At 59.8% G+C, this 20,425-nt stretch carries 20 protein-coding genes and 1 pseudogene; 9 read left to right on the top strand and 12 right to left on the bottom strand.

What is annotated here, in order from left to right; translation table 11 throughout:
• The 8 genes and pseudogenes from ACRESD_RS04935 to pqqE form a co-directional block, all read left to right on the top strand.
• Positions 1-226 (top strand): annotated as a pseudogene (locus tag ACRESD_RS04935) (amine oxidase); the annotation flags it as partial.
• Between the two features lie 10 nt (positions 227-236).
• Positions 237-1,031 carry a carbon-nitrogen hydrolase family protein gene (locus tag ACRESD_RS04930; RefSeq protein WP_431749896.1) on the top strand — a complete coding sequence of 265 codons (795 nt, stop codon included), beginning with the start codon at positions 237-239 and terminating at the stop codon, positions 1,029-1,031.
• 48 nt (positions 1,032-1,079) lie between these two features.
• Complete coding sequence (gene pqqF / locus ACRESD_RS04925) at positions 1,080-3,449, top strand: pyrroloquinoline quinone biosynthesis protein PqqF (protein ID WP_431749897.1); 2,370 nt, start codon at positions 1,080-1,082, stop codon at positions 3,447-3,449.
• Positions 3,450-3,606: 157 nt separating this feature from the next.
• The gene (gene pqqA, locus ACRESD_RS04920; RefSeq protein ID WP_003194766.1) at positions 3,607-3,681 is read left to right on the top strand and encodes a pyrroloquinoline quinone precursor peptide PqqA; all 75 of its coding nucleotides are present in this window, start codon (positions 3,607-3,609) and stop codon (positions 3,679-3,681) included.
• A 71-nt stretch (positions 3,682-3,752) separates the two neighbouring features.
• On the top strand, positions 3,753-4,664 hold the full coding sequence (gene pqqB, locus ACRESD_RS04915) for a pyrroloquinoline quinone biosynthesis protein PqqB (protein ID WP_431749895.1): 912 nt from the start codon (positions 3,753-3,755) through the stop codon (positions 4,662-4,664).
• Positions 4,665-4,675: 11 nt separating this feature from the next.
• Positions 4,676-5,428, top strand: a complete 753-nt coding sequence (pqqC, locus tag ACRESD_RS04910; RefSeq protein WP_010207005.1) for a pyrroloquinoline-quinone synthase PqqC — start codon at positions 4,676-4,678, stop codon at positions 5,426-5,428.
• A complete protein-coding gene (gene pqqD / locus ACRESD_RS04905; protein ID WP_016972364.1) occupies positions 5,425-5,700 on the top strand; it encodes a pyrroloquinoline quinone biosynthesis peptide chaperone PqqD in 276 nt (91 codons plus the stop codon). Before pqqC ends, pqqD begins: the two co-directional genes overlap by 4 nt.
• A complete protein-coding gene (gene pqqE, locus ACRESD_RS04900) occupies positions 5,693-6,823 on the top strand; it encodes a pyrroloquinoline quinone biosynthesis protein PqqE (RefSeq protein ID WP_431749894.1) in 1,131 nt (376 codons plus the stop codon). Before pqqD ends, pqqE begins: the two co-directional genes overlap by 8 nt.
• Before the next feature lie 5 nt (positions 6,824-6,828).
• Here the strand turns inward: pqqE and ACRESD_RS04895 are convergent, their stop codons facing one another.
• The 4 genes from ACRESD_RS04895 to ACRESD_RS04880 all read right to left on the bottom strand — a co-directional run bounded on the left by ACRESD_RS04895 (position 6,829) and on the right by ACRESD_RS04880 (position 9,250).
• On the bottom strand, positions 6,829-6,987 hold the full coding sequence (locus tag ACRESD_RS04895; RefSeq protein ID WP_024077743.1) for a YqaE/Pmp3 family membrane protein: 159 nt from the start codon (positions 6,985-6,987) through the stop codon (positions 6,829-6,831).
• A 95-nt stretch (positions 6,988-7,082) separates the two neighbouring features.
• Positions 7,083-7,403, bottom strand: a complete 321-nt coding sequence (locus ACRESD_RS04890) for a helix-turn-helix domain-containing protein (RefSeq protein ID WP_431749893.1) — start codon at positions 7,401-7,403, stop codon at positions 7,083-7,085.
• Positions 7,387-7,752: a type II toxin-antitoxin system RelE/ParE family toxin gene (locus tag ACRESD_RS04885; protein WP_431749892.1), complete on the bottom strand. Its 366-nt coding sequence runs from the start codon at positions 7,750-7,752 to the stop codon at positions 7,387-7,389. Before ACRESD_RS04885 ends, ACRESD_RS04890 begins: the two co-directional genes overlap by 17 nt.
• A 235-nt stretch (positions 7,753-7,987) precedes the next feature.
• Positions 7,988-9,250, bottom strand: coding sequence for an aspartate aminotransferase family protein (locus ACRESD_RS04880; protein ID WP_431749891.1), 1,263 nt, complete (start codon positions 9,248-9,250; stop codon positions 7,988-7,990).
• Between the two features lie 209 nt (positions 9,251-9,459).
• On the opposite strand from ACRESD_RS04880, the gene ACRESD_RS04875 reads away from it, so the two are divergent.
• Positions 9,460-10,359, top strand: a complete 900-nt coding sequence (locus ACRESD_RS04875) for a LysR family transcriptional regulator (protein ID WP_431749890.1) — start codon at positions 9,460-9,462, stop codon at positions 10,357-10,359.
• 226 nt (positions 10,360-10,585) lie between these two features.
• On the opposite strand, the gene ACRESD_RS04870 is transcribed toward ACRESD_RS04875, so the two are convergent.
• From ACRESD_RS04870 to ACRESD_RS04835, 8 genes are all read right to left on the bottom strand, one after another.
• Positions 10,586-12,364, bottom strand: coding sequence for an acyl-CoA dehydrogenase C-terminal domain-containing protein (locus ACRESD_RS04870; RefSeq protein ID WP_431749889.1), 1,779 nt, complete (start codon positions 12,362-12,364; stop codon positions 10,586-10,588).
• 119 nt (positions 12,365-12,483) lie between these two features.
• Positions 12,484-14,256 carry an acyl-CoA dehydrogenase C-terminal domain-containing protein gene (locus ACRESD_RS04865; protein WP_431749888.1) on the bottom strand — a complete coding sequence of 591 codons (1,773 nt, stop codon included), beginning with the start codon at positions 14,254-14,256 and terminating at the stop codon, positions 12,484-12,486.
• Positions 14,257-14,346: 90 nt separating this feature from the next.
• Positions 14,347-15,636 carry a diguanylate cyclase gene (locus ACRESD_RS04860; protein ID WP_431749887.1) on the bottom strand — a complete coding sequence of 430 codons (1,290 nt, stop codon included), beginning with the start codon at positions 15,634-15,636 and terminating at the stop codon, positions 14,347-14,349.
• A gap of 205 nt (positions 15,637-15,841) precedes the next feature.
• Complete coding sequence (locus tag ACRESD_RS04855) at positions 15,842-17,647, bottom strand: phenylacyl-CoA dehydrogenase (RefSeq protein WP_431749886.1); 1,806 nt, start codon at positions 17,645-17,647, stop codon at positions 15,842-15,844.
• A 329-nt stretch (positions 17,648-17,976) separates the two neighbouring features.
• Positions 17,977-18,258 (bottom strand): pyrroloquinoline quinone biosynthesis protein PqqE, encoded by a 282-nt coding sequence (locus tag ACRESD_RS04850; RefSeq protein WP_431749885.1) that lies wholly within the window; start codon positions 18,256-18,258, stop codon positions 17,977-17,979.
• Positions 18,259-18,364: 106 nt separating this feature from the next.
• On the bottom strand, positions 18,365-19,045 hold the full coding sequence (gene bioD / locus ACRESD_RS04845; RefSeq protein ID WP_431749884.1) for a dethiobiotin synthase: 681 nt from the start codon (positions 19,043-19,045) through the stop codon (positions 18,365-18,367).
• A complete protein-coding gene (gene bioC, locus ACRESD_RS04840) occupies positions 19,042-19,854 on the bottom strand; it encodes a malonyl-ACP O-methyltransferase BioC (RefSeq protein ID WP_431749883.1) in 813 nt (270 codons plus the stop codon). Before bioC ends, bioD begins: the two co-directional genes overlap by 4 nt.
• A partial coding sequence (locus ACRESD_RS04835; protein ID WP_431749882.1) for an alpha/beta fold hydrolase occupies positions 19,847-20,425 on the bottom strand: 579 nt, incomplete at its 5' end. The genes ACRESD_RS04835 and bioC, both read right to left, overlap by 8 nt.

The following is a 20,425-nucleotide window of genomic DNA, read 5'->3' as shown; positions in this document are numbered from 1 at the left end:
GATGTATGCGCACTTCATGCAGAAGGATATGCCCGCCGAACAACGTGGGATTTTTATCGCCGGCGACGACGTGTCCTGGACCCCGGCCTGGGTAGAAGGTGCGGTACAGACCTCGCTGAACGCAGTGTGGGGCATCATGACCCACTTCGGCGGCAGCACTCATCCGGAAAACCCAGGCCCGGGCGATGTGTTTGACGAAATCGGGCCGATTGCCCTGGCAGATTGAGGAGTTGAGCATGCGCGTTGCCTTGTACCAATGCCCACCACTGCCACTGGATGTGGCCGGTAATCTCAAGCGCCTGCACCACTTGGCACATGAGGCGACGGGTGCCGATGTGCTGGTGCTGCCAGAGATGTTCCTCAGCGGCTACAACATCGGCGTCGAAGCCGTCGGTGCGCTGGCCGAAGCTCAGGACGGGCCGTCGGCACAAGTCATTGCGGCGCTGGCGAAAAGCGCCGGACTGGCGATTCTGTACGGCTATCCCGAGCGCGCCAAGGACGGGCAGATCTACAACGCCGTGCAATTGATCGACGCCAACGGCCAACGCTTGTGCAACTACCGCAAGACTCATCTGTTCGGTGATCTGGACCACTCGATGTTCAGCGCCGGGGAAGATGATTTCCCACTGGTGGAGTTGAATGGCTGGAAGCTGGGGTTCCTGATCTGCTACGACTTGGAGTTTCCGGAAAATACCCGGCGCCTGGCCCTCGCCGGTGCCGAGCTGATCCTGGTGCCCACCGCCAATATGGCGCCGTTCGATTTTGTCGCCGACGTCACCGTGCGGGCGCGGGCCTTCGAAAACCAGTGCTATGTGGCCTATGCCAACTATTGCGGACATGAAGACGAGATTCACTACTGCGGGCAAAGCAGCATTGCCGCACCGAATGGTCAGCGGATCGCCCAGGCGGGCCTGGATGAGGCGTTGATTGTCGGCACGCTGGATCGGCAGGCGATCTTCGATGCCCGTGCCGCCAACCACTATCTTCAAGACCGTCGCCCCGAACTGTACAACACGCTGAATAAGCCCTGATCCGACCGGTTTGTTAACATGGGCACATCCTACGTTTCGGAAGTGCCCATGCCTGCGCCGGCTCACCCTCATCACCTTCAACTGACCCTGGCCAACGGCCTGCGCGTTTCCCTACGCCACGCGCCACGCTTGAAGCGTTGTGCTGCTGCCTTGCGGGTGGCTGCCGGTAGTCATGACGTGCCATTGGCGTGGCCGGGGCTGGCACATTTTCTTGAGCATTTGTTGTTTCTGGGCACCACACGCTTTCCTGTCAGCGAAGGCTTGATGGCCTATGTGCAGCGTCATGGCGGGCTGGTCAACGCCAGCACTCGCGAGCGCACCACGGACTTCTTTTTTGAACTGCCTGTTTCGACCTTCGCCGACGGGCTTGAGCGACTGGCCGATATGTTGGCTCATCCGCGCCTGGCAATTGAAGATCAACTGCGCGAACGCGAAGTGCTGCACGCGGAGTTTGTTGCCTGGTCCCAGGATGCCAAGGCACAACAGCAGGTCGCGCTGATGCAAGGCTTGGCGCCTGATCATCCGCTACGAGGCTTTCATGCAGGCAATCGCGACAGCCTGCCGGTGGAGCGTGAGGCCTTTCAGCAGGCATTGCGGGAGTTCCATACCGGGTTCTATCAGAGCGGGCAGATGACATTGAGCATTGCCGGCCCGCAGCCGTTGGCAGAACTCGAAATCCTGGCGCGGCGCTTCAGCGATCAACTGATCTCGGGGGCTTGGCATCCCCAAGCCGCTCCGCCTGCGCTGATGCCTGGCCAGACAAGGCGCCATCAACAGATTGCCAATGGCCACCTGCACCACATCATTGCTTGCGATGCGCCACGCGAATCCCTGGATTTTCTCTGTACCTGGCTCAACAGCTCGGCACCGGGCGGATTGCTGGCTGAGCTGAAAACACGAAAGCTGGCCAACGCACTGCATGCCTCCGTGCTTTATCAGTTCGCGGGGCAGGCACTGCTGGATATCGACTTGACCCTCGACGCCGAGGGCGATTCGGCAGCCCAGATCGAGGCGTTGCTGCACGACTGGCTGAGCTTTTTCGCGCACAGTGACTGGACTTCGTTGCGCGAAGAGTTCGCCCTGCTGACGGAACGCCAGCTCCAGGTCCAAGGTGCTCTCGCCTTGGCGCGACATGAAAGCGAGGAACTCACGGAACAGAGCGTCGCAAGCTTGAAGGCATTGCTTGACTCACTGCACCTGAAACCCGCTCAACACACTTGGCGACTGCCCCCCAACAACCCCTTCCTGCGTCCGCCCGTCAAAGAAGAACGCGCCGGCCTGATTCGCGGCCAGACCAGCGCCCACCGAGGCTTGCGCACCTTTGCCCAGGACCGCTCGCGAGGACGACGCGAGGTCTCGGCGCTGACCTTCAGCAAAGCCTTGGCGGATGACACTGATGAAGGCGCGCTGTATTTGCATTGGCGATTTGATTCAAGCGTACCTGCCGGTCTGGAAAACGCGTTGCAGTCGTTGCGGGAGAACGCCCATCAGGCGGGTGTCGAGTTATCGTTCGAAACCTTCGCCAATGATTGGCGGGTGAAGATGGTCGGCCTTCACGAGCCGATGCCGGCCGTGCTCGAAGCCTTGGCACGCGACCTGAACCTGCCCGTAGAACCCTTGGCCCCCATCAACGCAGCGCCGATGATCGCCATCCGAGAACTGCTCAAGGCGCTGCCGGCCTGCTGTGCGGGTACTTGCTCCGAGACCCGCGAGACGCCAGTGTCGTGGGCCACCGCGCGCTGGCAAGGGCTGGGTCTGGGTTTGCCTGCTGTGTGCGAAGCCGCCATCAAAACCGCCGCCGCACGCTTGCCCGGGCAATCGGCAAACATCGAGCACCAACCCCAGACCATCGGCGGCCAACACCTCTGGCATGAGGTGAAAATCGACTCCAGCGAAGCCGCCTTGCTATTGCTTTGCCCAACGCCAACGCAATCACTAGCGGATGATGCGGCATGGCGCCTGCTCGGGCACCTGCTCCAGGGGCCGTTCTACCAACACCTGCGCGTCGAACAACAAATCGGCTACGCCGTATTCAGTGGCATCCGACAGATCAACGGGCAAACCGGGCTGCTGTTTGGGGTGCAGTCCCCCAGTGTTTCCCTCGCTGGAATCGTCGATCACCTGCAAGCCTTCCTGAAGCAGCTACCGTCGTTGATCGAGCATAGCGCCGACCTGGGCGGCCAGAAGCTGGCTCAGCAGTTCACGGCATTACCTGTCACACAGGTCGCCGACCTGCTCTGGCATGCCCAGTTGGCCGGCCATCCATCGGATTATCTGGAACAGCTTCAAATACTGATCCAAACCTGCACGCGCAAGGACTTACTGCACGCCGCCGAGCAACTCAACAGCGCCACAGGCGGCTGGCGCTGTGTAGCCAACGGCCCACGCATCAACGACTCCTGGCAAACAGCGGACTGATCATTGCCAACCCTGCAACAGGCTTTTTCCTTCGAGACAGCGCTAACTTGAAAAGAATTGCGTAATATTCATACGCAGTACCTGAACATCTCCGATAGGAGGTGGACTATATGTATTACTTGGTAGTGAACGCCCATCCCTTGGTAGGAGTATGAATATGACCTGGTCCAAACCTGCTTACACTGATCTGCGCATCGGTTTCGAAGTCACCATGTACTTCGCCAGCCGTTAATCCGCTGGGTAATACAACGCCTCGGTTCGCCCGGGGCGTTTTTGTTTTGAGCTTTGCTTGATGGAGCGACCATGTTTGTCCAGATTCTAGGTTCCGCCGCCGGCGGTGGCTTCCCGCAGTGGAACTGCAACTGCGTGAACTGCGCGGGCTTTCGTGACGGCAGCCTAAATGCCCAGGCACGCACCCAGTCGTCCATCGCGATCTCCGACGATGGCGTGAATTGGGTGCTGTGCAATGCCTCGCCGGATATCCGCGCGCAACTGCAAGGCTTCGCGCCAATGCAGCCTGGCCGCGCCCTGCGTGATACGGGCATCAGCGCAATCATCCTGATGGACAGCCAGATCGACCACACCACTGGCCTGCTGAGCCTGCGCGAAGGCTGCCCGCACCAGGTGTGGTGCACCGACATGGTCCATGAAGACCTCAGCACCGGCTTCCCGCTGTTCACCATGCTCACCCACTGGAACGGCGGCCTGGCCTGGAATCGCATCGAGTTGGACACTAGTTTCACCATACCCGCCTGCCCCAACCTGCGTTTCACGCCACTGCCACTGCGCAGCGCGGCGCCGCCTTACTCGCCGCATCGCTTCGACCCGCACCCAGGTGACAACATCGGCCTGATCGTCGAAGACCTGCGCACCGGCGGAAAACTGTTCTACGCCCCAGGCCTGGGCAAGGTCGACGCACCGCTGCTGGAGATCATGGCCGGCAGCGACTGCCTGCTGGTGGACGGCACGATGTGGGATGACGATGAAATGCAGCGCCGTGGCGTCGGCACGCGCACGGGTCGCGAGATGGGTCACCTGGCGCAGAACGGCCCAGGCGGCATGCTTGAAGTACTGGAACAGTTGCCCAAGCAGCGCAAGGTACTTATCCACATCAACAACACCAACCCGATCCTTGATGAAGACTCCCCCGAGCGGGCCGAGTTGGTGCGACGCAATGTCGAAGTGGCTTACGACGGCATGAGCATCGAATTGTAGGAGTGATCGAAATGACTGACACGCCGTTGACCACCGCTGAATTCGAAGCCGCCCTGCGGGCCAAGGGTGCCTTCTACCATATCCATCACCCGTATCACGTAGCGATGTACGAAGGCCGCGCCACCCGTGAGCAGATCCAGGGCTGGGTCGCCAACCGTTTCTACTATCAGGTGAACATCCCCCTGAAAGACGCCGCGATCCTGGCCAACTGCCCGGACCGCGAAATCCGCCGCGAGTGGATCCAGCGTCTGCTCGACCACGACGGTGCTCCGGGTGAAGATGGCGGCATCGAAGCCTGGCTGCGCCTGGGCCAAGCCGTCGGCCTGGACCCAGACCAACTACGTTCCCAGGAACTGGTGTTGCCCGGCGTGCGCTTTGCGGTGGATGCCTACGTCAACTTCGCCCGTCGTGCCAGTTGGCAGGAAGCGGCCAGCAGTTCGCTGACCGAGCTGTTCGCGCCGCAGATCCACCAGTCGCGCCTCGACAGCTGGCCACAGCATTACCCGTGGATCGACCCGGCTGGCTACGAGTATTTCCGCACACGCCTGGGCCAGGCCCGTCGCGACGTGGAACACGGTTTGGCGATCACTCTGCAGCACTACACCACCCGCGAGGGCCAGGAGCGCATGCTGGAAATTCTCCAGTTCAAACTGGATATTTTGTGGAGCATGCTGGACGCCATGAGCATGGCCTATGAACTCAACCGCCCGCCCTATCACAGCGTGACCGAGCAACGGGTGTGGCATAAAGGGATCACCCTATGAGCTTTGATCGCAGCAAGAAACCCGCCTGGCGCCAGGGCTATCGCTACCAGTACGAGCCCGCACAAAAGGGCCATGTGTTGCTCTATCCCGAAGGCATGATCAAGCTCAACGATAGCGCCGCCTTGATCGGTGGCTTGATCGACGGCGAGCGTGATGTAGCCGCGATCATTGCCGAGCTGGATAAACAATTCCCCGGCGTGCCTGAGCTCGGTGAAGACATCGAGCAATTCATGGAGGTCGCCCGTGCTGAGCACTGGATCACCCTTGCCTGAAAAACCCGCGGTCGGCCTGCCACTGTGGCTGCTCGCCGAACTGACTTACCGTTGCCCGTTGCAGTGCCCGTATTGCTCCAACCCGCTGGATTTCGCCGAGCAAGGCAAGGAACTGAGCACCGAGCAGTGGATCAAGGTGTTTCGCGAAGCGCGGGAAATGGGCGCCGCACAACTGGGGTTTTCCGGCGGTGAACCGCTGGTGCGCCAGGACTTGGCAGAGCTGATCGCCGAGGCTCGCAAGCTTGGGTTCTACACCAACCTGATCACCTCCGGCATCGGTCTCACCGAACAGAAGATCAGCGACTTCAAGAAGGCCGGCCTGGACCATATCCAGATCAGCTTCCAAGCCAGCGACGAACAGGTGAACAACCTGCTGGCCGGCTCGAAAAAAGCCTTCGCGCAAAAATTGGAAATGGCCCGTGCAGTGAAAGCCCACGGCTACCCGATGGTGCTGAACTTTGTCACCCATCGGCACAATATCGACAAGATCGACCGCATCATCGAGCTGTGCATCGCGCTGGAAGCCGACTTCGTGGAGCTCGCCACCTGCCAGTTCTACGGCTGGGCGCAACTCAATCGTGTGGGGCTGTTGCCGACCCGGGAACAGTTGGTGCACGCCGAGCGCATCACCAACGAATACCGCGCCAAACTGGAAGCCGAAGGCCACCCGTGCAAGCTGATCTTCGTCACGCCGGATTACTACGAAGAGCGCCCAAAGGCGTGCATGAACGGCTGGGGCAGCATCTTTCTGACAGTGACACCAGACGGCACTGCCCTGCCCTGCCACGGCGCCCGACAGATGCCGGTGCAATTTCCCAATGTGCGCGACCACAGCATGCAGCACATCTGGTACGACTCATTTGGCTTCAACCGTTTTCGTGGCTACGACTGGATGCCCGAACCGTGCCGCTCATGCGATGAAAAGGAAAAGGACTTCGGCGGCTGTCGCTGCCAGGCGTTCATGCTCACAGGGGATGCCAGCAACGCCGACCCGGTGTGCAGCAAGTCCGAGCAGCACGGCATTATCCTTCAAGCCCGGGAAGAAGCCGAACACGCGACCCAGACCATCGAGCAACTGGCCTTTCGCAATGAGCGCAACTCCCGGCTCATCGCAAAAGGCTGACGGACTCAGCGCTTGGCGATGATGTACACCGCGTGGATGATGCCCGGGAAGTAACCACACAAGGTCAGCAGGATGTTCAGCCAGAACGCGCCGGCGAATCCCACTTGCAGGAACACACCCAGTGGCGGCAACAGAATGGCGATGATGATACGAATGAAATCCATGGGGTCAGCTCCAGAAAGTCGGCTCGTGTGAGCCGTATAGCTAATCGACCTTGGGGGTTCGTGAGGGTTCAGTGGGATCTGGCGTTGGGCCACTGTCAGGCGAGAATCTCCAAGCCGTGCTTCTTCACGATACTCAGCAACTTGAGCGCCATGCCGCTGGGTTGTTTCTCGCCAGATTCCCATTTTTTCACTGTGGACGCGCTGGTGTTCAGGTAGCGGGCGAACACAGGTTGGCTCACATGGCTGCTTTCACGAAGCTGCTTGATTTGTTCGGCCGGGATTTGCTCAGGGACCGCAGACAAGCACGCCTCGTCATATTCACGAAGGGTGGTTTTGTTGATGGCGCCAATTGCGTACAGTGCCAGGGCTGACTGGTGAACAGACTCAAGTACTTCGCTTTCATATTTTTTGGTCATGATGTATCTCCACAAAATCCTTGGTTTCCAGAAGGCATCGGAGCTGTGCTTCACTTAAGTTCTCATAGGCCTTAGCCAACGCTCGAAGCCTATCCAATTCCTTAGGACTGATATTGCTCTGCCTCTGCTTATCAAAAAGAGATTGATATACCCAGTAATGTCGGCCCTTTGCCAACACAATGGAGCGATGCCGGTTCTCCTTCAGGCGCTTCTTCCAAACCCCACCTCCCAGATTATCCGCTTGGCCCTTGAGCAATTCGCCAAACGCTTCCCTTAACTCAGAATCACAGATCCAGGCTCTGCTCGCCGCATCAGCAAAATTACGGGTTTTGAACAACCTAAGCCTCATGGATATCCCTTCCCACAAACATACCACCCAGTGGTACAGATTAGAAATGAAGCACGCTAAAACGCTCCGCGTCCCGTCGGCAGTCCTTGCCGGCGCCCGCTAAAAAGCCATTGTTTTCACTGATGCTCAATCAACAATGTCAGTCCAAAAATTTCGCAGACAAAAAAACGCCCCCAGCCAAAAGAATCAGGCTGGAGGCGCCGCGTATGCCGCGAGACGGTTCAGGAATGAGGGTTTAAACGGCGATGCCCTTGCGGCATTGCAGCTGTGCGGTGCGCACGCGGGAGAAGGCACGGGCCAGGCGCAGGAGCATTTCGTCGATATTGCTTTTGCTCATGGTCAGGGCCGGAGTGAAACGCAGGCAATCGGGCTGCGGGGCTGTAAGGATCAAGCCTTCGTGCAGGGCTGCCTTTACCACGGCATCCGCCGAATCATCCGACAATGTCAGTCCCCACATCAGTCCCTGACCGCGTAATTGACCGTGGTCATAGCGGTAGGCCAGGCGAGCGAGCCCTTCGCCGAGATAAAGACCGGACTCATGCACATGCGCCAGGAAACCGTGCTCCAGCACGGTATCGAGCACCGCCAGTCCGGCGGATGCCATCAGCGCGTTGCCATGATGGGTGCCCTCCAACTCGCCGACGTCGAAGCAGCAGGCTTTGCCACGCGCCAGCAACACCGCCAATGGCACACCGCCGCCCAGGCCTTTGCCGAGGGTGATGATGTCGGCACGCACGCCGTATTGCTGTTCGGCGAGCAGAGTGCCGCAACGGCCGATACCGGTTTGCACTTCATCGAGAATCAACAGAATGCCCAGCTCACGGCACAGGCGCTCCACGCCTTTGAGGTAATGCTCGGTGGCCGCGATCACACCGGCTTGGGCCTGAATCGGTTCGAGCATGATGGCGACAGTCTGAGCATCCACTGCTGCATGCAGGGCCGGCAGGTCGTTGAAGGGGACATGGCTGAAGCCCGGCAATGACGGCTCAAAGCGGTTGCCGCTAGTTCCCGTCGAGGCCGCCATGGCCGCGAAACTGCGACCATGGCTACCACTGCTGGCGGTAATGATGTGATAGGCGCCACCACGATGCAGCTGGCCCCATTTGCGCGCCAACTTGATTGCAGCTTCGCAGGCCTCCGAACCGCTGTTGAGCAGATAACCCTGGTCACTGCCAGTACGCTGGCACAGGCGATCGACGAGGTTGAGCAGGGTGCGGTTGTGCAGACCAATACCCGGATTGATCAGCGCTTGAGTCTGATCGGCCAGTGCCTGGATCAGTACCTGCGGGCTGTGGCCGAGGCTGTTGGCCCCGTTGCCTTGACTGAAATCCAGATAGGCCCGGTCATCGCTGTCCCACAGCCAGGAACCCTGGCCGCGTACGAATACCTGCGGCGGGCGCGCAACGGTGGGCATCAGGCATTCGCTGGAAGGATTATTGCCAGCCGCGTCCAGAATCAGATCGTCCAGGCTCGGCGCGGGGCGACGGAACAGGTTCACAGCTCACCTCCAATAGCAACCGGACCTTGGTCGGTGCAGCGCACCAACACTGCATGAAGGTTTTTTGTCTTGCCTATGCAAACGCTATCAACATAAACACTGTTCATTGCCCGATCCGGCCCTGTAAGCCCTGCGAATAGGCGCTAGACTAGGCGTCTCGGGGCCCAACGGCCATTTCGATTTTCCAGCTTTTTCGATAAGTAAGTCTTATGGATTTCAAGCAACTGCGTTATTTCGTCGCGGTGTATGAGGAAGGCCATGTAGGTCGTGCCGCAGAGCGTCTATCGATCTCTCAACCGGCGTTGTCGCAACAGATTCGCCAGTTGGAACAGAACCTGGATGTGAGCCTGTTCGAACGCAGCAGCAAGCGCCTGTTACCCACCCTTGCCGCTCATACGTTGTACAACCATGCCTTGCCGCTGATCGATGGCATGCAACAAGCCGTCGAAGCCCTGGGCAACTTCAAGGGCCAGGCGATGCGTACCTTGGCCATTGGCGTGCTGCAGACAGTGCACACCAGCCTGGTGCCGCAAATGCTGGAACGTGTGCGTAAGGCGCAACCCCATCTGGTGGTGCAAATCTACGAATTGACCGGGCTTGAGATTGAACGTCGCCTGCTCAACGGGTCGCTGGACATTGGCATCAGCTACCTGCCGCCACGCCAGCCGGGGCTACATGGCGCACTGTTGTATGAAGATGAATTGAAGGTGGTCATCCCCGACGATCATCCCCTGCGTGAATTCAAGAAAGTCTCGTTGAAGCAGGCCGCGGAGTTGCCGATGTTGCTGTTGGGCGAAGAGTTCCAGGTGCGGCAGATCTGGCAGGGCCAACTGTCCAACCTCGGACGACGTCCGCAAGTACAGGCAGAGCTCAACACCATGGTGGGCATTCTCGACAGCTTGCCCCACACCAAACTGGCCACGGTGCTGCCGGGGCGCTCACAGGACGAACACAACAGCAAGGCGTTGCTGTGGAAACCCTTGAGTGAGCCCAGAGTGCCGTTGAAAGTGGGGTTGGTGTGCCGTGATCTACAGCGCCAGCAGGCGACCGTGGCCTTGTTGCGCACGTTACTGGAAGACGTGATGAATGCCCCGCAGGCCAGCGCCTGACTTTTTCGCGGGCAAAAGAAAACCCCGCCGAAGCGGGGCTTTGCAGACTGTTTCCCTGACATCCATTTCACTCCGCCGTCCTGGCAGAATCCTACGTGTCCGTGTTGTTGCTTTGCGCTTCCTGCGCGACGTCCATGTGAAGTAGATTATCCGTGGATCCAATATGGCGATAGAGGACGAATAGCAGCACGTCATGTAAGAGAATGCTTACACGCCCTCCCAACCCTTAGAACAGTGCCTCATCCAGCAAAAACAGCGATTCGCTACCGGCTTTAACCGACACACTCAGCGAGTGGATGCGTGGCAACAAGCGCGCGAAGTAGAAGCGTGCGGTGCCCAGTTTGCTGGCGTAGAAGTCTTCGTCAGCCTCCTTGCCCAACGCGGCCTTGGCCATGCGCGCCCACATATAGGCATAAGCCATGTAGCCAAAGGCGTGCAGGTATTCCACCGAGGCCGCACCGATTTCATTCGGGTTGGTCTTGGCGCGGTCCAGCACCCAAGCGGTCAATTCATCCAGGTTATCCACCGCTGCGCTGAGCGGGCGGGTGAACTCGGCCAGGTCGGCATCTGCAGTGGCGATGAACTGGCGGATTTCTTCGGCGAACAGGGTGTAGTACTTGCCACCACTGCCCACGATCTTGCGCCCCATCAAGTCCAGCGCCTGAATGCCGTTGGTACCTTCGTAGATCTGGGTGATACGCACATCGCGCACCAATTGTTCCTGGCCCCACTCACGGATGTAGCCATGGCCGCCGAACACTTGTTGCCCAAGTACGGTGGTTTCCAGGCCCAGGTCGGTGAGGAAGGCCTTGGCCACCGGGGTCAACAGCGCCACCAGGTTATCGGCGCGCTCGCGGGTGGCGGCATCTTCGCTGAACTTGGCGATATCCAATTGCGTCGCCACGTAAGTGGAGAACGCACGGCCGCCTTCGTTTGCAGCCTTCATGGTCAGCAGCATACGGCGCACGTCCGGGTGCACGATGATCGGGTCAGCCACTTTGTCCTTGGCTTGGGCACCGGTCGGTGCGCGGCTTTGCAGGCGGTCGCGCGCGTATTCAATCGCGTTCTGGTAAGAGCGCTCGCCGGACGCCAAGCCCTGGATGCCAACCCCCAGGCGCTCGTAGTTCATCATGGTGAACATCGCCGCCAGACCACGGTTAGGCTCGCCCACCAGGAAGCCGACGGCTTCGTCGAAGTTCATCACGCACGTAGCGGACGCCTGAATGCCCATCTTGTGTTCGATCGAACCACAGCTCACCGGGTTACGTGCGCCCAGGCTGCCGTCGGCATTGACCATGAACTTCGGCACCAGGAACAACGAAATGCCCTTCGGACCTGCCGGCGCATCCGGCAGCTTGGCCAGCACCAAGTGGATGATGTTTTCGGTGAGGTCGTGTTCACCACCAGTGATAAAGATCTTGGTGCCACTGACCTTGTAGGAACCGTCCGCCTGAGGCTCGGCCTTGGTGCGGATCATGCCCAGGTCGGTGCCCGCATGGGCTTCGGTCAGGCACATGGAACCGGCCCACTCACCAGAGTACATCTTGGGCAGATAAGTGGCTTTGAGCTCTTCGCTGGCGTGGGTATTGATCGACACGCAGGCGCCGGAGGTCAACATCGGGTAAAGGCCAAACGCCAGGCTCGACGAGTTGATCATTTCCTCGACTTGCGCCGATACGGCTTTGGGCATGCCCATGCCGCCGAAGAGCGGATCACCACCTACGCCCACCCAACCGCCTTCGGCGTAGGTTTTGTAGGCTTGGGGGAAGCCATCCGGCGTGCTGACTGCGGTATCCACCCAACGGCAGCCTTGCTCATCGCCATTGCGGCTGAGCGGCGCGACGGATTTGGCGGTGACCTTGCCGGCCTCTTCGAGAATAGCCTCAACGGTTTCGGCATCCACGGTGTCCGCCAATGCCGGCAATTGGGCCCATGTGTTGGCGACCTCAAAAACTTCGTTGAGGACGAAGCGCATATCACGCAGCGGCGCTTTGTAATCAGCCATGGCAAACCTCGTGAGAACGTGAAAAGTGATTCGATAGGATCGGATTTACAGACTCCGAGTGTACCCGAACAACTTTTCAGACACATAGGGTCCACTTGTGACCGATTGGTATTTTAAAGTCACCGCAGCGCAAATGCCTCCGCAGGCAGACTCATCAGGCACTCGCTGCCGGCTTCCACAGCGGCGTGATGAGTGGCCGTACGCGGCAGCAAACGCTTGAAATAGAACTCGCAAGTCGCCAGTTTGGCCTTGCCGAACTCGGCGTCGTCTTGCCCTTGCGCTGCGATCGCCATGCGCAGCCACAGATAAGCCAGGATGATGTAGCCGCTGTACATCAAGTAATCCATGGCCGCCGCGCCCACTTCGTCGGGGTTTTTCATCGCCGCCATGCCGACCTTCATCGTCAACTCGCCCCATTGCTGGTTCAGTTGGTTGAGCTGCTCCACATGGGCCTTGAGCTGAGGATGCTCGGCATTCGCCGCGCAGAACTTATGCACGATCTTGGTAAACCCACGCAACAGCTTGCCTTGGCTGCCGAGTACCTTGCGACCCAGCAAGTCGAGGGCCTGGATGCCGTTGGTGCCTTCATAGATCGGCGCGATCCGCGCATCACGCGCCAGTTGCTCCATACCCCATTCGCGAATGTAGCCGTGGCCGCCGAACACCTGCATACCGTGATTGGTCACTTCCAGACCGGTTTCGGTCATGAAGGCCTTGCAGATCGGGGTGAGAAAGGCCAGCAGGTCTTCAGCGTCCTGGCGCTGGGCGGCATCGCTGCCCAGGTGCGCGGTATCGAGCAATTGTGCGGTGAAATAGGTCAGTGCCCGATTGCCTTCGTTGAACGCCTTCATGGTCAGCAGCATGCGCCGCACGTCGGGATGTACGATGATCGGGTCGGCAACGTTGTCCGGAGCCTTGGCACCGGTCAGCGAGCGCATTTGCAAACGGTCGTTGGCGTATTTGATCGCGCCCTGGAAACTCGCTTCGCCATTACACAATCCCTGCATGCCCGTGCCCAGGCGCGCGTGGTTCATCATGGTGAACATGCAGTTGAGGCCTTTGTTCGCCTCGCCAATCAAAAAGCCCTTGGCGCCATCGAAGTTCAGCACACAGGTGGCCGAGCCCTTGATGCCCATTTTGTGTTCGATGGAACCACAGTGCACGGCATTGCGCTCACCCGAGTCCGCATGAAACTTGGGCACGATAAACAACGAGATGCCTTTGGTGCCTGCTGGCGCATCCGGCAGCTTGGCCAATACCAAATGGATGATGTTTGCGCTCATATCGTGCTCGCCGGCCGAGATGAAGATCTTGCTGCCGGTGACCGCATAACTGCCATCCGCCTGGGGCACGGCACGGGTCTTGATCAGGCCCAGGTCGGTGCCGCAATGGGCCTCGGTCAGGCACATGGTGCCGGTCCACTCGCCGGCGGTGAGCTTGTTCAGGTAAGTGGCTTTCTGCTCCTCGGTGCCGTGGGCGTGGATTGCCGACATGGCGCCGTGGGTCAGCCCGGGGTACATGCCCCAAGAGGTATTGCTGGAACCGATCATTTCGCTCAGTACCAGGCCCAATGAATGGGGCAAGCCCTGACCACCGTAGGCCGGGTCCGCCGCTACGCCGTGCCAGCCACCTTCCACGTACTGGGCGAAGGCTTCCTTGAAGCCTTTGGGGGTGGTGACCACGCCATTGTCGAAATGGCAGCCTTCTTCATCACCGCTGCGGTTGAGCGGTGCGAGCACGTTTTCGCAGAATTTCGCGCCCTCTTCGAGAATCGCGCTGACCATGTCCGGCGTGGCGTCCGTAGCGCCCAGCGCCGCGTAGTGGCCGTGGAAATCAAACACGTTGTCGATCAGAAAGCGCATGTCGCGCAGGGGAGCTTTGTAGTCAGGCATGGCAATGTCTCCGGCAGCAGATGGTTTCAACCTACTGCCGGCCACGGCCCCGAACAATCACTGTAGAACCGCTGAATACACCGCCATCACTCAACCGGCAGCGCTCTCCATGCGCACCGCACCACGCCGGGTCTGCCCGGCCGCAACCACGCAGTTACGCCCAGCGCCCTTGGCTGTGTACAGCGCCTGGTCAGCGGACTTGAGCACCTCTTCCGGTGTGCGCTGCTCGGCCTGGCGTTCGGCCACGCCAATGCTGACGGTCACCGACACACTGGACGCCCCGCTACCCGCCCGCCGCTGGCGGCCTTGATGATCGTCATGGGGACGGTCCGGGTTGCGCAACTTGATGTCGTAGTTGGCAATGATCTCGCGGATTTCTTCCAGGTGCGGCATGCATTCATCAAGCGTCTTGCCGGCGAACACCACGGCGAACTCTTCACCGCCATAACGATAGGCGCGCCCGCCGCCGTTGACTTTGGACAGCTTGCTGGCGACCAGACGCAACACCTGGTCGCCCACATCGTGGCCATGGGTGTCGTTGAAGCGTTTGAAGTGGTCGACGTCGCTCATCGCCAGCACATAGTTACGCCCCAGCCGCTGCATGCGTTCGTTGAGCGCACGACGCCCTGGCAAGCCGGTCAGTTCATCACGAAACGCCATTTGGTAGGCCTCGTGAGCCACACCGGCGGCAATCATCAGCATCACCTGGCTGCACATGATGTTCAGGGTGAACGGCAGGATGAAGGTTTGCGGCAACATCCAGAAAATCCCCAACAGTCCAACCAACTGCGCGGCGTGTAGCGGGCGCGGTTGATACCAGTATTGGGCGGCCAATGTCAGGAAGCCGATGAGGAACATCGGGTAGGAGAGTTGGATCAGGCTCATCCAGTTGCCATGCAGCGCCGGCCAGCGAATCTCCGCCAACCAGTTCAGCAAGGCCTGGGGATAACTTTGCTCCAGCGCCAGCGCGATGCTACCCACGGCGAAGAGCACCGCACAACGGGCGACGAAGTCGCGGAACAAGTGGGTCTTCTCCTGCCACAACGCGTAGACGCTGAACAACAGCGGTAACAGCAGGCTACACAGATGAAACACCACCGCAGCGTCTTCGCGCACGCGGCCATTGTCGCGGTAGAAGTCCGTCTGAGCGTCCAGCAGGAAGTAGGCGACATACACCGTGATCATCAGGAACAGTTCACGCTGGCGCCGATACACCGCGCAGTATGAGCCGCCGAGCAACAGCACCAAGGTCGGCAGCACATTGAACAGCGAGGTGAAGAACACGTTGAGATCTTTGACGTACGCAGCCGAGAGCCCGGCCAGCAACAGCAGCAACGAAGGGAGAAAATGGCTGAAACGTACAGCGGACACGCGTGACAAGGGTAAAGCTCCGACCCGCTCAGATAGATAGCACAGTGCCTTCACTGCGGACAGTTAAGCACATTCAATGTGACCCGTATCACATTGCCATCACTGTAACGGCAGCCGATCGCAATCCCTGAGTGCCCTGCTGTGTTTTTTATCAACCCATAAAAAAACCGCCGCTCCCAAGGAAGCGGCGGTTTTTTGAAGAACCCGGTATGGCTTAGTAAGCCAGGCCGAAGTCTTCTTCTTTCATGTCCATCAGGTTGTTGGCGCCCGACAGCATGGTTGCCACGTGAGTGCGGGTACGCGGCAGGATACGCTGGAAGTAGAAACGCGCCGTCTGCAGCTTGGCGGTGTAGAACGCCTCTTCGGTGGTGCCGGCAGCCAGTTTCTCGGCAGCCAGGCGCGCCATGTCGGCCCAGAAGTAGGCCAGGCACGCATAACCGGAGTACATCAGGTAATCCACCGAGGCAGCACCGACTTCTTCACGATCTTTCATCGCCGCCATGCCGACCTTCATGGTCAACTCGCCCCACTCTTTGTTCAGTGCAGCCAGCGGTGCAACGAACTCTTTGACAGCTTCGTTACCTTCGTTGGCCTGGCAGAACTTGTGCACGATCTTGGTGAAGCCCTTGAGCGCTTCGCCTTGGGTCATCAGTACTTTGCGGCCCAGCAGGTCCAGGGCCTGAATGCCGGTGGTGCCTTCGTACAGCATCGAGATGCGGCTGTCGCGAACGTTCTGCTCCATGCCCCACTCAGCGATAAAACCGTGGCCGCCATAGATCTGCACACCGTGGTTAGCGGACTCAAAACCGACTTCGGTCATGAAGGCCTTGGCGATTGGGGTCATGAAAGCCAGCAGGCCATCAGCCTGTTTCTTGGCTTCGTCGTCAGTGCCGTACTTGACGATGTCCACCTGCTTGGCGGTGAAGTACACCATCGCACGGTTGCCTTCGGCGAAGGCCTTCATGGTCAGCAGCATGCGACGCACGTCAGGGTGCACGATGATCGGGTCAGCAGCCTTGTCCGGCGCTTTAGGGCCAGTCAGGGAGCGCATTTGCAGGCGGTCGCGAGCGTACTTCAGGCCACCCTGGAAACCGATCTCGGCGTGGGACAGGCCTTGCAGCGCAGTGCCCAGGCGAGCGGTGTTCATAAAGGTGAACATGCAGTTCAGGCCTTTGTTCGCCGGGCCGATCAGGAAACCGGTGGCCGCGTCGAAGTTCATCACGCAGGTGGCGTTGCCGTGGATACCCATCTTGTGCTCCAGGGAGCCACAGGTCACCGCGTTGCGCTCACCGATCGAACCGTCTGCATTCGGCAGGAACTTAGGCACGATAAACAGCGAAATACCTTTGGTGCCGGCCGGTGCATCCGGCAGGCGGGCCAGTACGATGTGGACGATGTTGTCGGCCATGTCGTGTTCACCGGCCGAGATGAAAATCTTGGTGCCGGAGACTTTGTAGGAACCATCAGCCTGAGGTTCGGCCTTGGTACGCAACATACCCAGGTCGGTACCACAGTGCGGTTCGGTCAGGCACATGGTGCCGGTCCATTCACCCGACACCAGTTTGGTCAGGTAGGCGTTCTGCTGCTCAGGGGTGCCGTGCTCGGAGATGGTATTCATCGCACCGTGGGACAGGCCTGGGTACATGCCCCACGACCAGTTGGCTTCACCGACCATCTCGCTGACGGCCAGGCCCAGGGATTCCGGCAGGCCTTGGCCGCCGTGCGCTACGTCGTGGGCCAGGCTTGGCCAGCCGCCTTCGACGAACTGCTTGTAGGCTTCTTTGAAACCAGTAGGGGTCTTAACGCCTGACTCGCTCCAGGTGCACCCTTCGATGTCACCCACGCGGTTCAACGGTGCCAGCACTTGCTCACAGAACTTGGCGCCTTCTTCGAGGATGGCGTCAACCATGTCCGGGGTAGCGTCCTGGCAAGCCGGCAGGCTCTGATAGTGCGCTTCATAACCGAGCAGTTCGTCACGAACGAAGCGAATATCACGCAAGGGGGCCTTGTAGTCAGGCATAGCGATAAACCTCTGCTGATGTATCTGGGATGAACAACCGCGTGGATTTGTTATGGCGGTCAAACAGGTGTTTGAAACATACGTTTACGACCTTGGGTTGTCAAGCATCGACCAGGCGCCATTTGTCATGACGCGAATCAATACCGCGCACGGCAAGGCCTGCGGCGGGTTGCCACGTTAAATGAGTTTAGAAGTTCGCTAGGTTGACGCAGAACAAATGTGGGAGCGGGCTTGCTCGCGAAAGCGGTGTGTCAGTCAATACATCAAAGACTGATCCACCGCTTTCGCGAGCAAGCCCGCTCCCACAGAAAAGCTAATATGCGCAAGGATTAAGCGTAGGTGTCGATCAAGGTGCCGAGCATTTCATCCGAAGCCTTGGCGACTTTCGCCCCCAGCTCCACTTGAAACTTGCCTTGGGCCATTTCGACCATGTTGCTCGCCGAGTTGCTCGGCTGGGCACGATCGTTGGCTTGCAGACGGTCGCTCTGTGCGTCCGAGGGCTGGGTCGTCGCGGCGCTGGCAATATTGCCGGCGGCCTGGTCGACACGGTTCTGCCCGGTCTGAATGGTGCTCAGTCCCGAATAAAACGCGCTGCTTCCAGAGATTTCCATGGCGTAAGCCTGCCTTTAGAGAATCGTGAAGGTGAATTGAAGCAGACATCCTGGCAAAAGGCCCGTCAAAAACACTAATGGCATATTGCCTTAGTGATAGCCAAAATCAGTCAAGCAGGTCCAGTTCCAGGTACTCGGCCACGGCTTTGGCCCCGGCCTGCTTGAGTTTCGGCACTCGCCCCAGGCACGGCGCCGGCAAGCGCTCCGCCAGGGTGGCGAGGTTTTCTTCCAGACGAGAGGTCTTGGGATCAATGATATTCGCCACCCAGCCCGCCAGCGGCAAACCATCCCGGGCGATGGCCTCGGCGGTGAGCAACGCGTGACTGATGCAACCCAGGCGCACGCCCACGACGAGGATCACCGGCAGCTTGAGCGCCATGGCCAGGTCCGACAGGTTGGCCTGATCGGCCAAGGGCACCCGCCAGCCGCCCGCGCCTTCGATCAAGGTGAAGTCCGCTTGTTGCGCCAGTATGTGTTGCATCGGTTTCAACAGTGATTGCACGGTCAATGCAACGCCCGCCTCCCGCGCCGCCAGGTGCGGCGCAATGGCCGGCTCGAATGCCACCGGATTGACCTCGGCATAGGTCAACGGCAACGAGCATTCGGCCAGCAGCGCCAGCGCATCACTATTGCGCAACCCTTTGGGCGTGACCTGGCAACCCGACGCCACCGGTTTTCCAGCAGCGGTGCTTTTGCCCGCGAGCCGTGCCGCATGCAACAGGCCAGCAGCAATGGTGGTTTTGCCGACATCCGTGTCGGTGCCAGTGATGAAGTAAGCGGCGCTCATAGGGGTTTCTCCAGTACGGCGTACACCACTTGATACGTGGCGGGCAGGCCCTGGGCCTGGCGGAACTGCTCGTAAGCGTCCACCAGTGCAACAATCCGCGCGCGGCCCGTCAACCCTCCCGGGCGACCCGGGTTGAGGTTATGCGCGCCCAACGCCTTGAGTTCGTGGGTCAGGCTGCGCACGTCCGGGTAATGCAGCACATGGGGTTGGCGCTCCAGGCTGACGACGCGCAAACCGCTGGCAGCGCACAGACGTTGGTACGTCTCGAAAGGACGGAACCGGTTGACGTGCACCAGGCCATCCGCAGCGCGCCAACTTTCGCGCAGCTCGTCCAAAGTACCCACACACAAACTCGCGAACGCCAACACACCACCGGGTTGCAACACGCGGCGGGCCTCGCTGAGCACCAGGTCGAAGTGCGCACACCATTGCACCGCCAGGCTGGAATAGATCAGCCCCAGGCTCTCGGCTTTAAGCGGCAAGCGTTCGGCATCACCGGCGATGAAATGCCTTGCCCCCCCCAAGGGCCGGGCGTGATTGAGCATCCCCTCGGCGATATCCAGCGCCACACCTTGGCTATCAGGCAACCGCTCAGCCAGCACACGACTGAAAAAACCGGTGCCGCAGCCCATGTCCAGCCAGCGCTGTGGCGTTGTGGTTCGCGGTAGACGAGCCAACAGCTCAGTGCCCACAGCGCGCTGCAACTCGGCGACGCTGTCGTAACTGGCTGCCGCACGGGAAAAGGACGCCGCCACCTGGCGCTTGTCCGGTAAACCGCCCGGCAATGGAGGCAGGGATAGATCAGTCATCAACGCACTCATGCAAAAAAGCCTGGATGGCCCCCGCTACACCGTGGGGATCTTCCAGAAGAAAAGCGTGACCGGCTTGTTCAATCAGGCCGATTTCAACGTCCGGCAGCAGGGCCAGGAGATCGCCGGCCGCTTCGGCCGGCACCAGCCCATCGAGGCCGGCAAACAGATGAAGCTGCGGGCCGCGATAGGCCTGCAGGGCAGCACGGGTATCCAGTTGCGCCAGCAGTTCAAGACCGGGCATCAACACACTGGAGGGCGTATGCGGCGCGCCACTGACCAGCAGCCGCGACAACCCTCGCGGGTCCTCGGCCCCCTTGGCGCACAACAGGCCGAAGCGCTTGAGCGTGACTTGGGAGTCGGCATGGCAACCGGCAAGGAACGCATCGAACGTCTCGGCGGGCATCGCGCTCGGCCAACCGTCATGAGCGACAAAACACGGGTTGCTCGCCAACGTCAGCAGGCCGCAACAGCGTTCACCGCGCCGTGCGGCCAACTCGGACGCAAGCATGCCGCCCATGGACCAACCGCCCAGCCAGACGGTGTCCGGCAGCGTGGCGTCGAGTTCGTC

This window comes from Pseudomonas sp. (assembly GCF_050739995.1).
Taxonomy (GTDB): domain Bacteria; phylum Pseudomonadota; class Gammaproteobacteria; order Pseudomonadales; family Pseudomonadaceae; genus Aquipseudomonas.
This window is presented reverse-complemented; position numbering and strand designations above follow the sequence as displayed.

Bases quoted from the DNA above. Each gene is read 5' to 3' on its own strand.
- ACRESD_RS04930 (WP_431749896.1), top strand. From the start codon at position 237: ATGCGCGTTGCCTTGTACCAATGCCCACCACTGCCACTGGATGTGGCC.
- pqqF (WP_431749897.1), top strand. From the start codon at position 1,080: ATGCCTGCGCCGGCTCACCCTCATCACCTTCAACTGACCCTGGCCAAC.
- pqqB (WP_431749895.1), top strand. From the start codon at position 3,753: ATGTTTGTCCAGATTCTAGGTTCCGCCGCCGGCGGTGGCTTCCCGCAG.
- pqqC (WP_010207005.1), top strand. From the start codon at position 4,676: ATGACTGACACGCCGTTGACCACCGCTGAATTCGAAGCCGCCCTGCGG.
- pqqD (WP_016972364.1), top strand. From the start codon at position 5,425: ATGAGCTTTGATCGCAGCAAGAAACCCGCCTGGCGCCAGGGCTATCGC.
- ACRESD_RS04895 (WP_024077743.1), bottom strand. From the start codon at position 6,987: ATGGATTTCATTCGTATCATCATCGCCATTCTGTTGCCGCCACTGGGT.
- ACRESD_RS04890 (WP_431749893.1), bottom strand. From the start codon at position 7,403: ATGACCAAAAAATATGAAAGCGAAGTACTTGAGTCTGTTCACCAGTCA.
- ACRESD_RS04885 (WP_431749892.1), bottom strand. From the start codon at position 7,752: ATGAGGCTTAGGTTGTTCAAAACCCGTAATTTTGCTGATGCGGCGAGC.
- ACRESD_RS04875 (WP_431749890.1), top strand. From the start codon at position 9,460: ATGGATTTCAAGCAACTGCGTTATTTCGTCGCGGTGTATGAGGAAGGC.
- ACRESD_RS04870 (WP_431749889.1), bottom strand. From the start codon at position 12,364: ATGGCTGATTACAAAGCGCCGCTGCGTGATATGCGCTTCGTCCTCAAC.
- ACRESD_RS04865 (WP_431749888.1), bottom strand. From the start codon at position 14,256: ATGCCTGACTACAAAGCTCCCCTGCGCGACATGCGCTTTCTGATCGAC.
- ACRESD_RS04855 (WP_431749886.1), bottom strand. From the start codon at position 17,647: ATGCCTGACTACAAGGCCCCCTTGCGTGATATTCGCTTCGTTCGTGAC.
- ACRESD_RS04850 (WP_431749885.1), bottom strand. From the start codon at position 18,258: ATGGAAATCTCTGGAAGCAGCGCGTTTTATTCGGGACTGAGCACCATT.
- bioD (WP_431749884.1), bottom strand. From the start codon at position 19,045: ATGAGCGCCGCTTACTTCATCACTGGCACCGACACGGATGTCGGCAAA.
- bioC (WP_431749883.1), bottom strand. From the start codon at position 19,854: ATGACTGATCTATCCCTGCCTCCATTGCCGGGCGGTTTACCGGACAAG.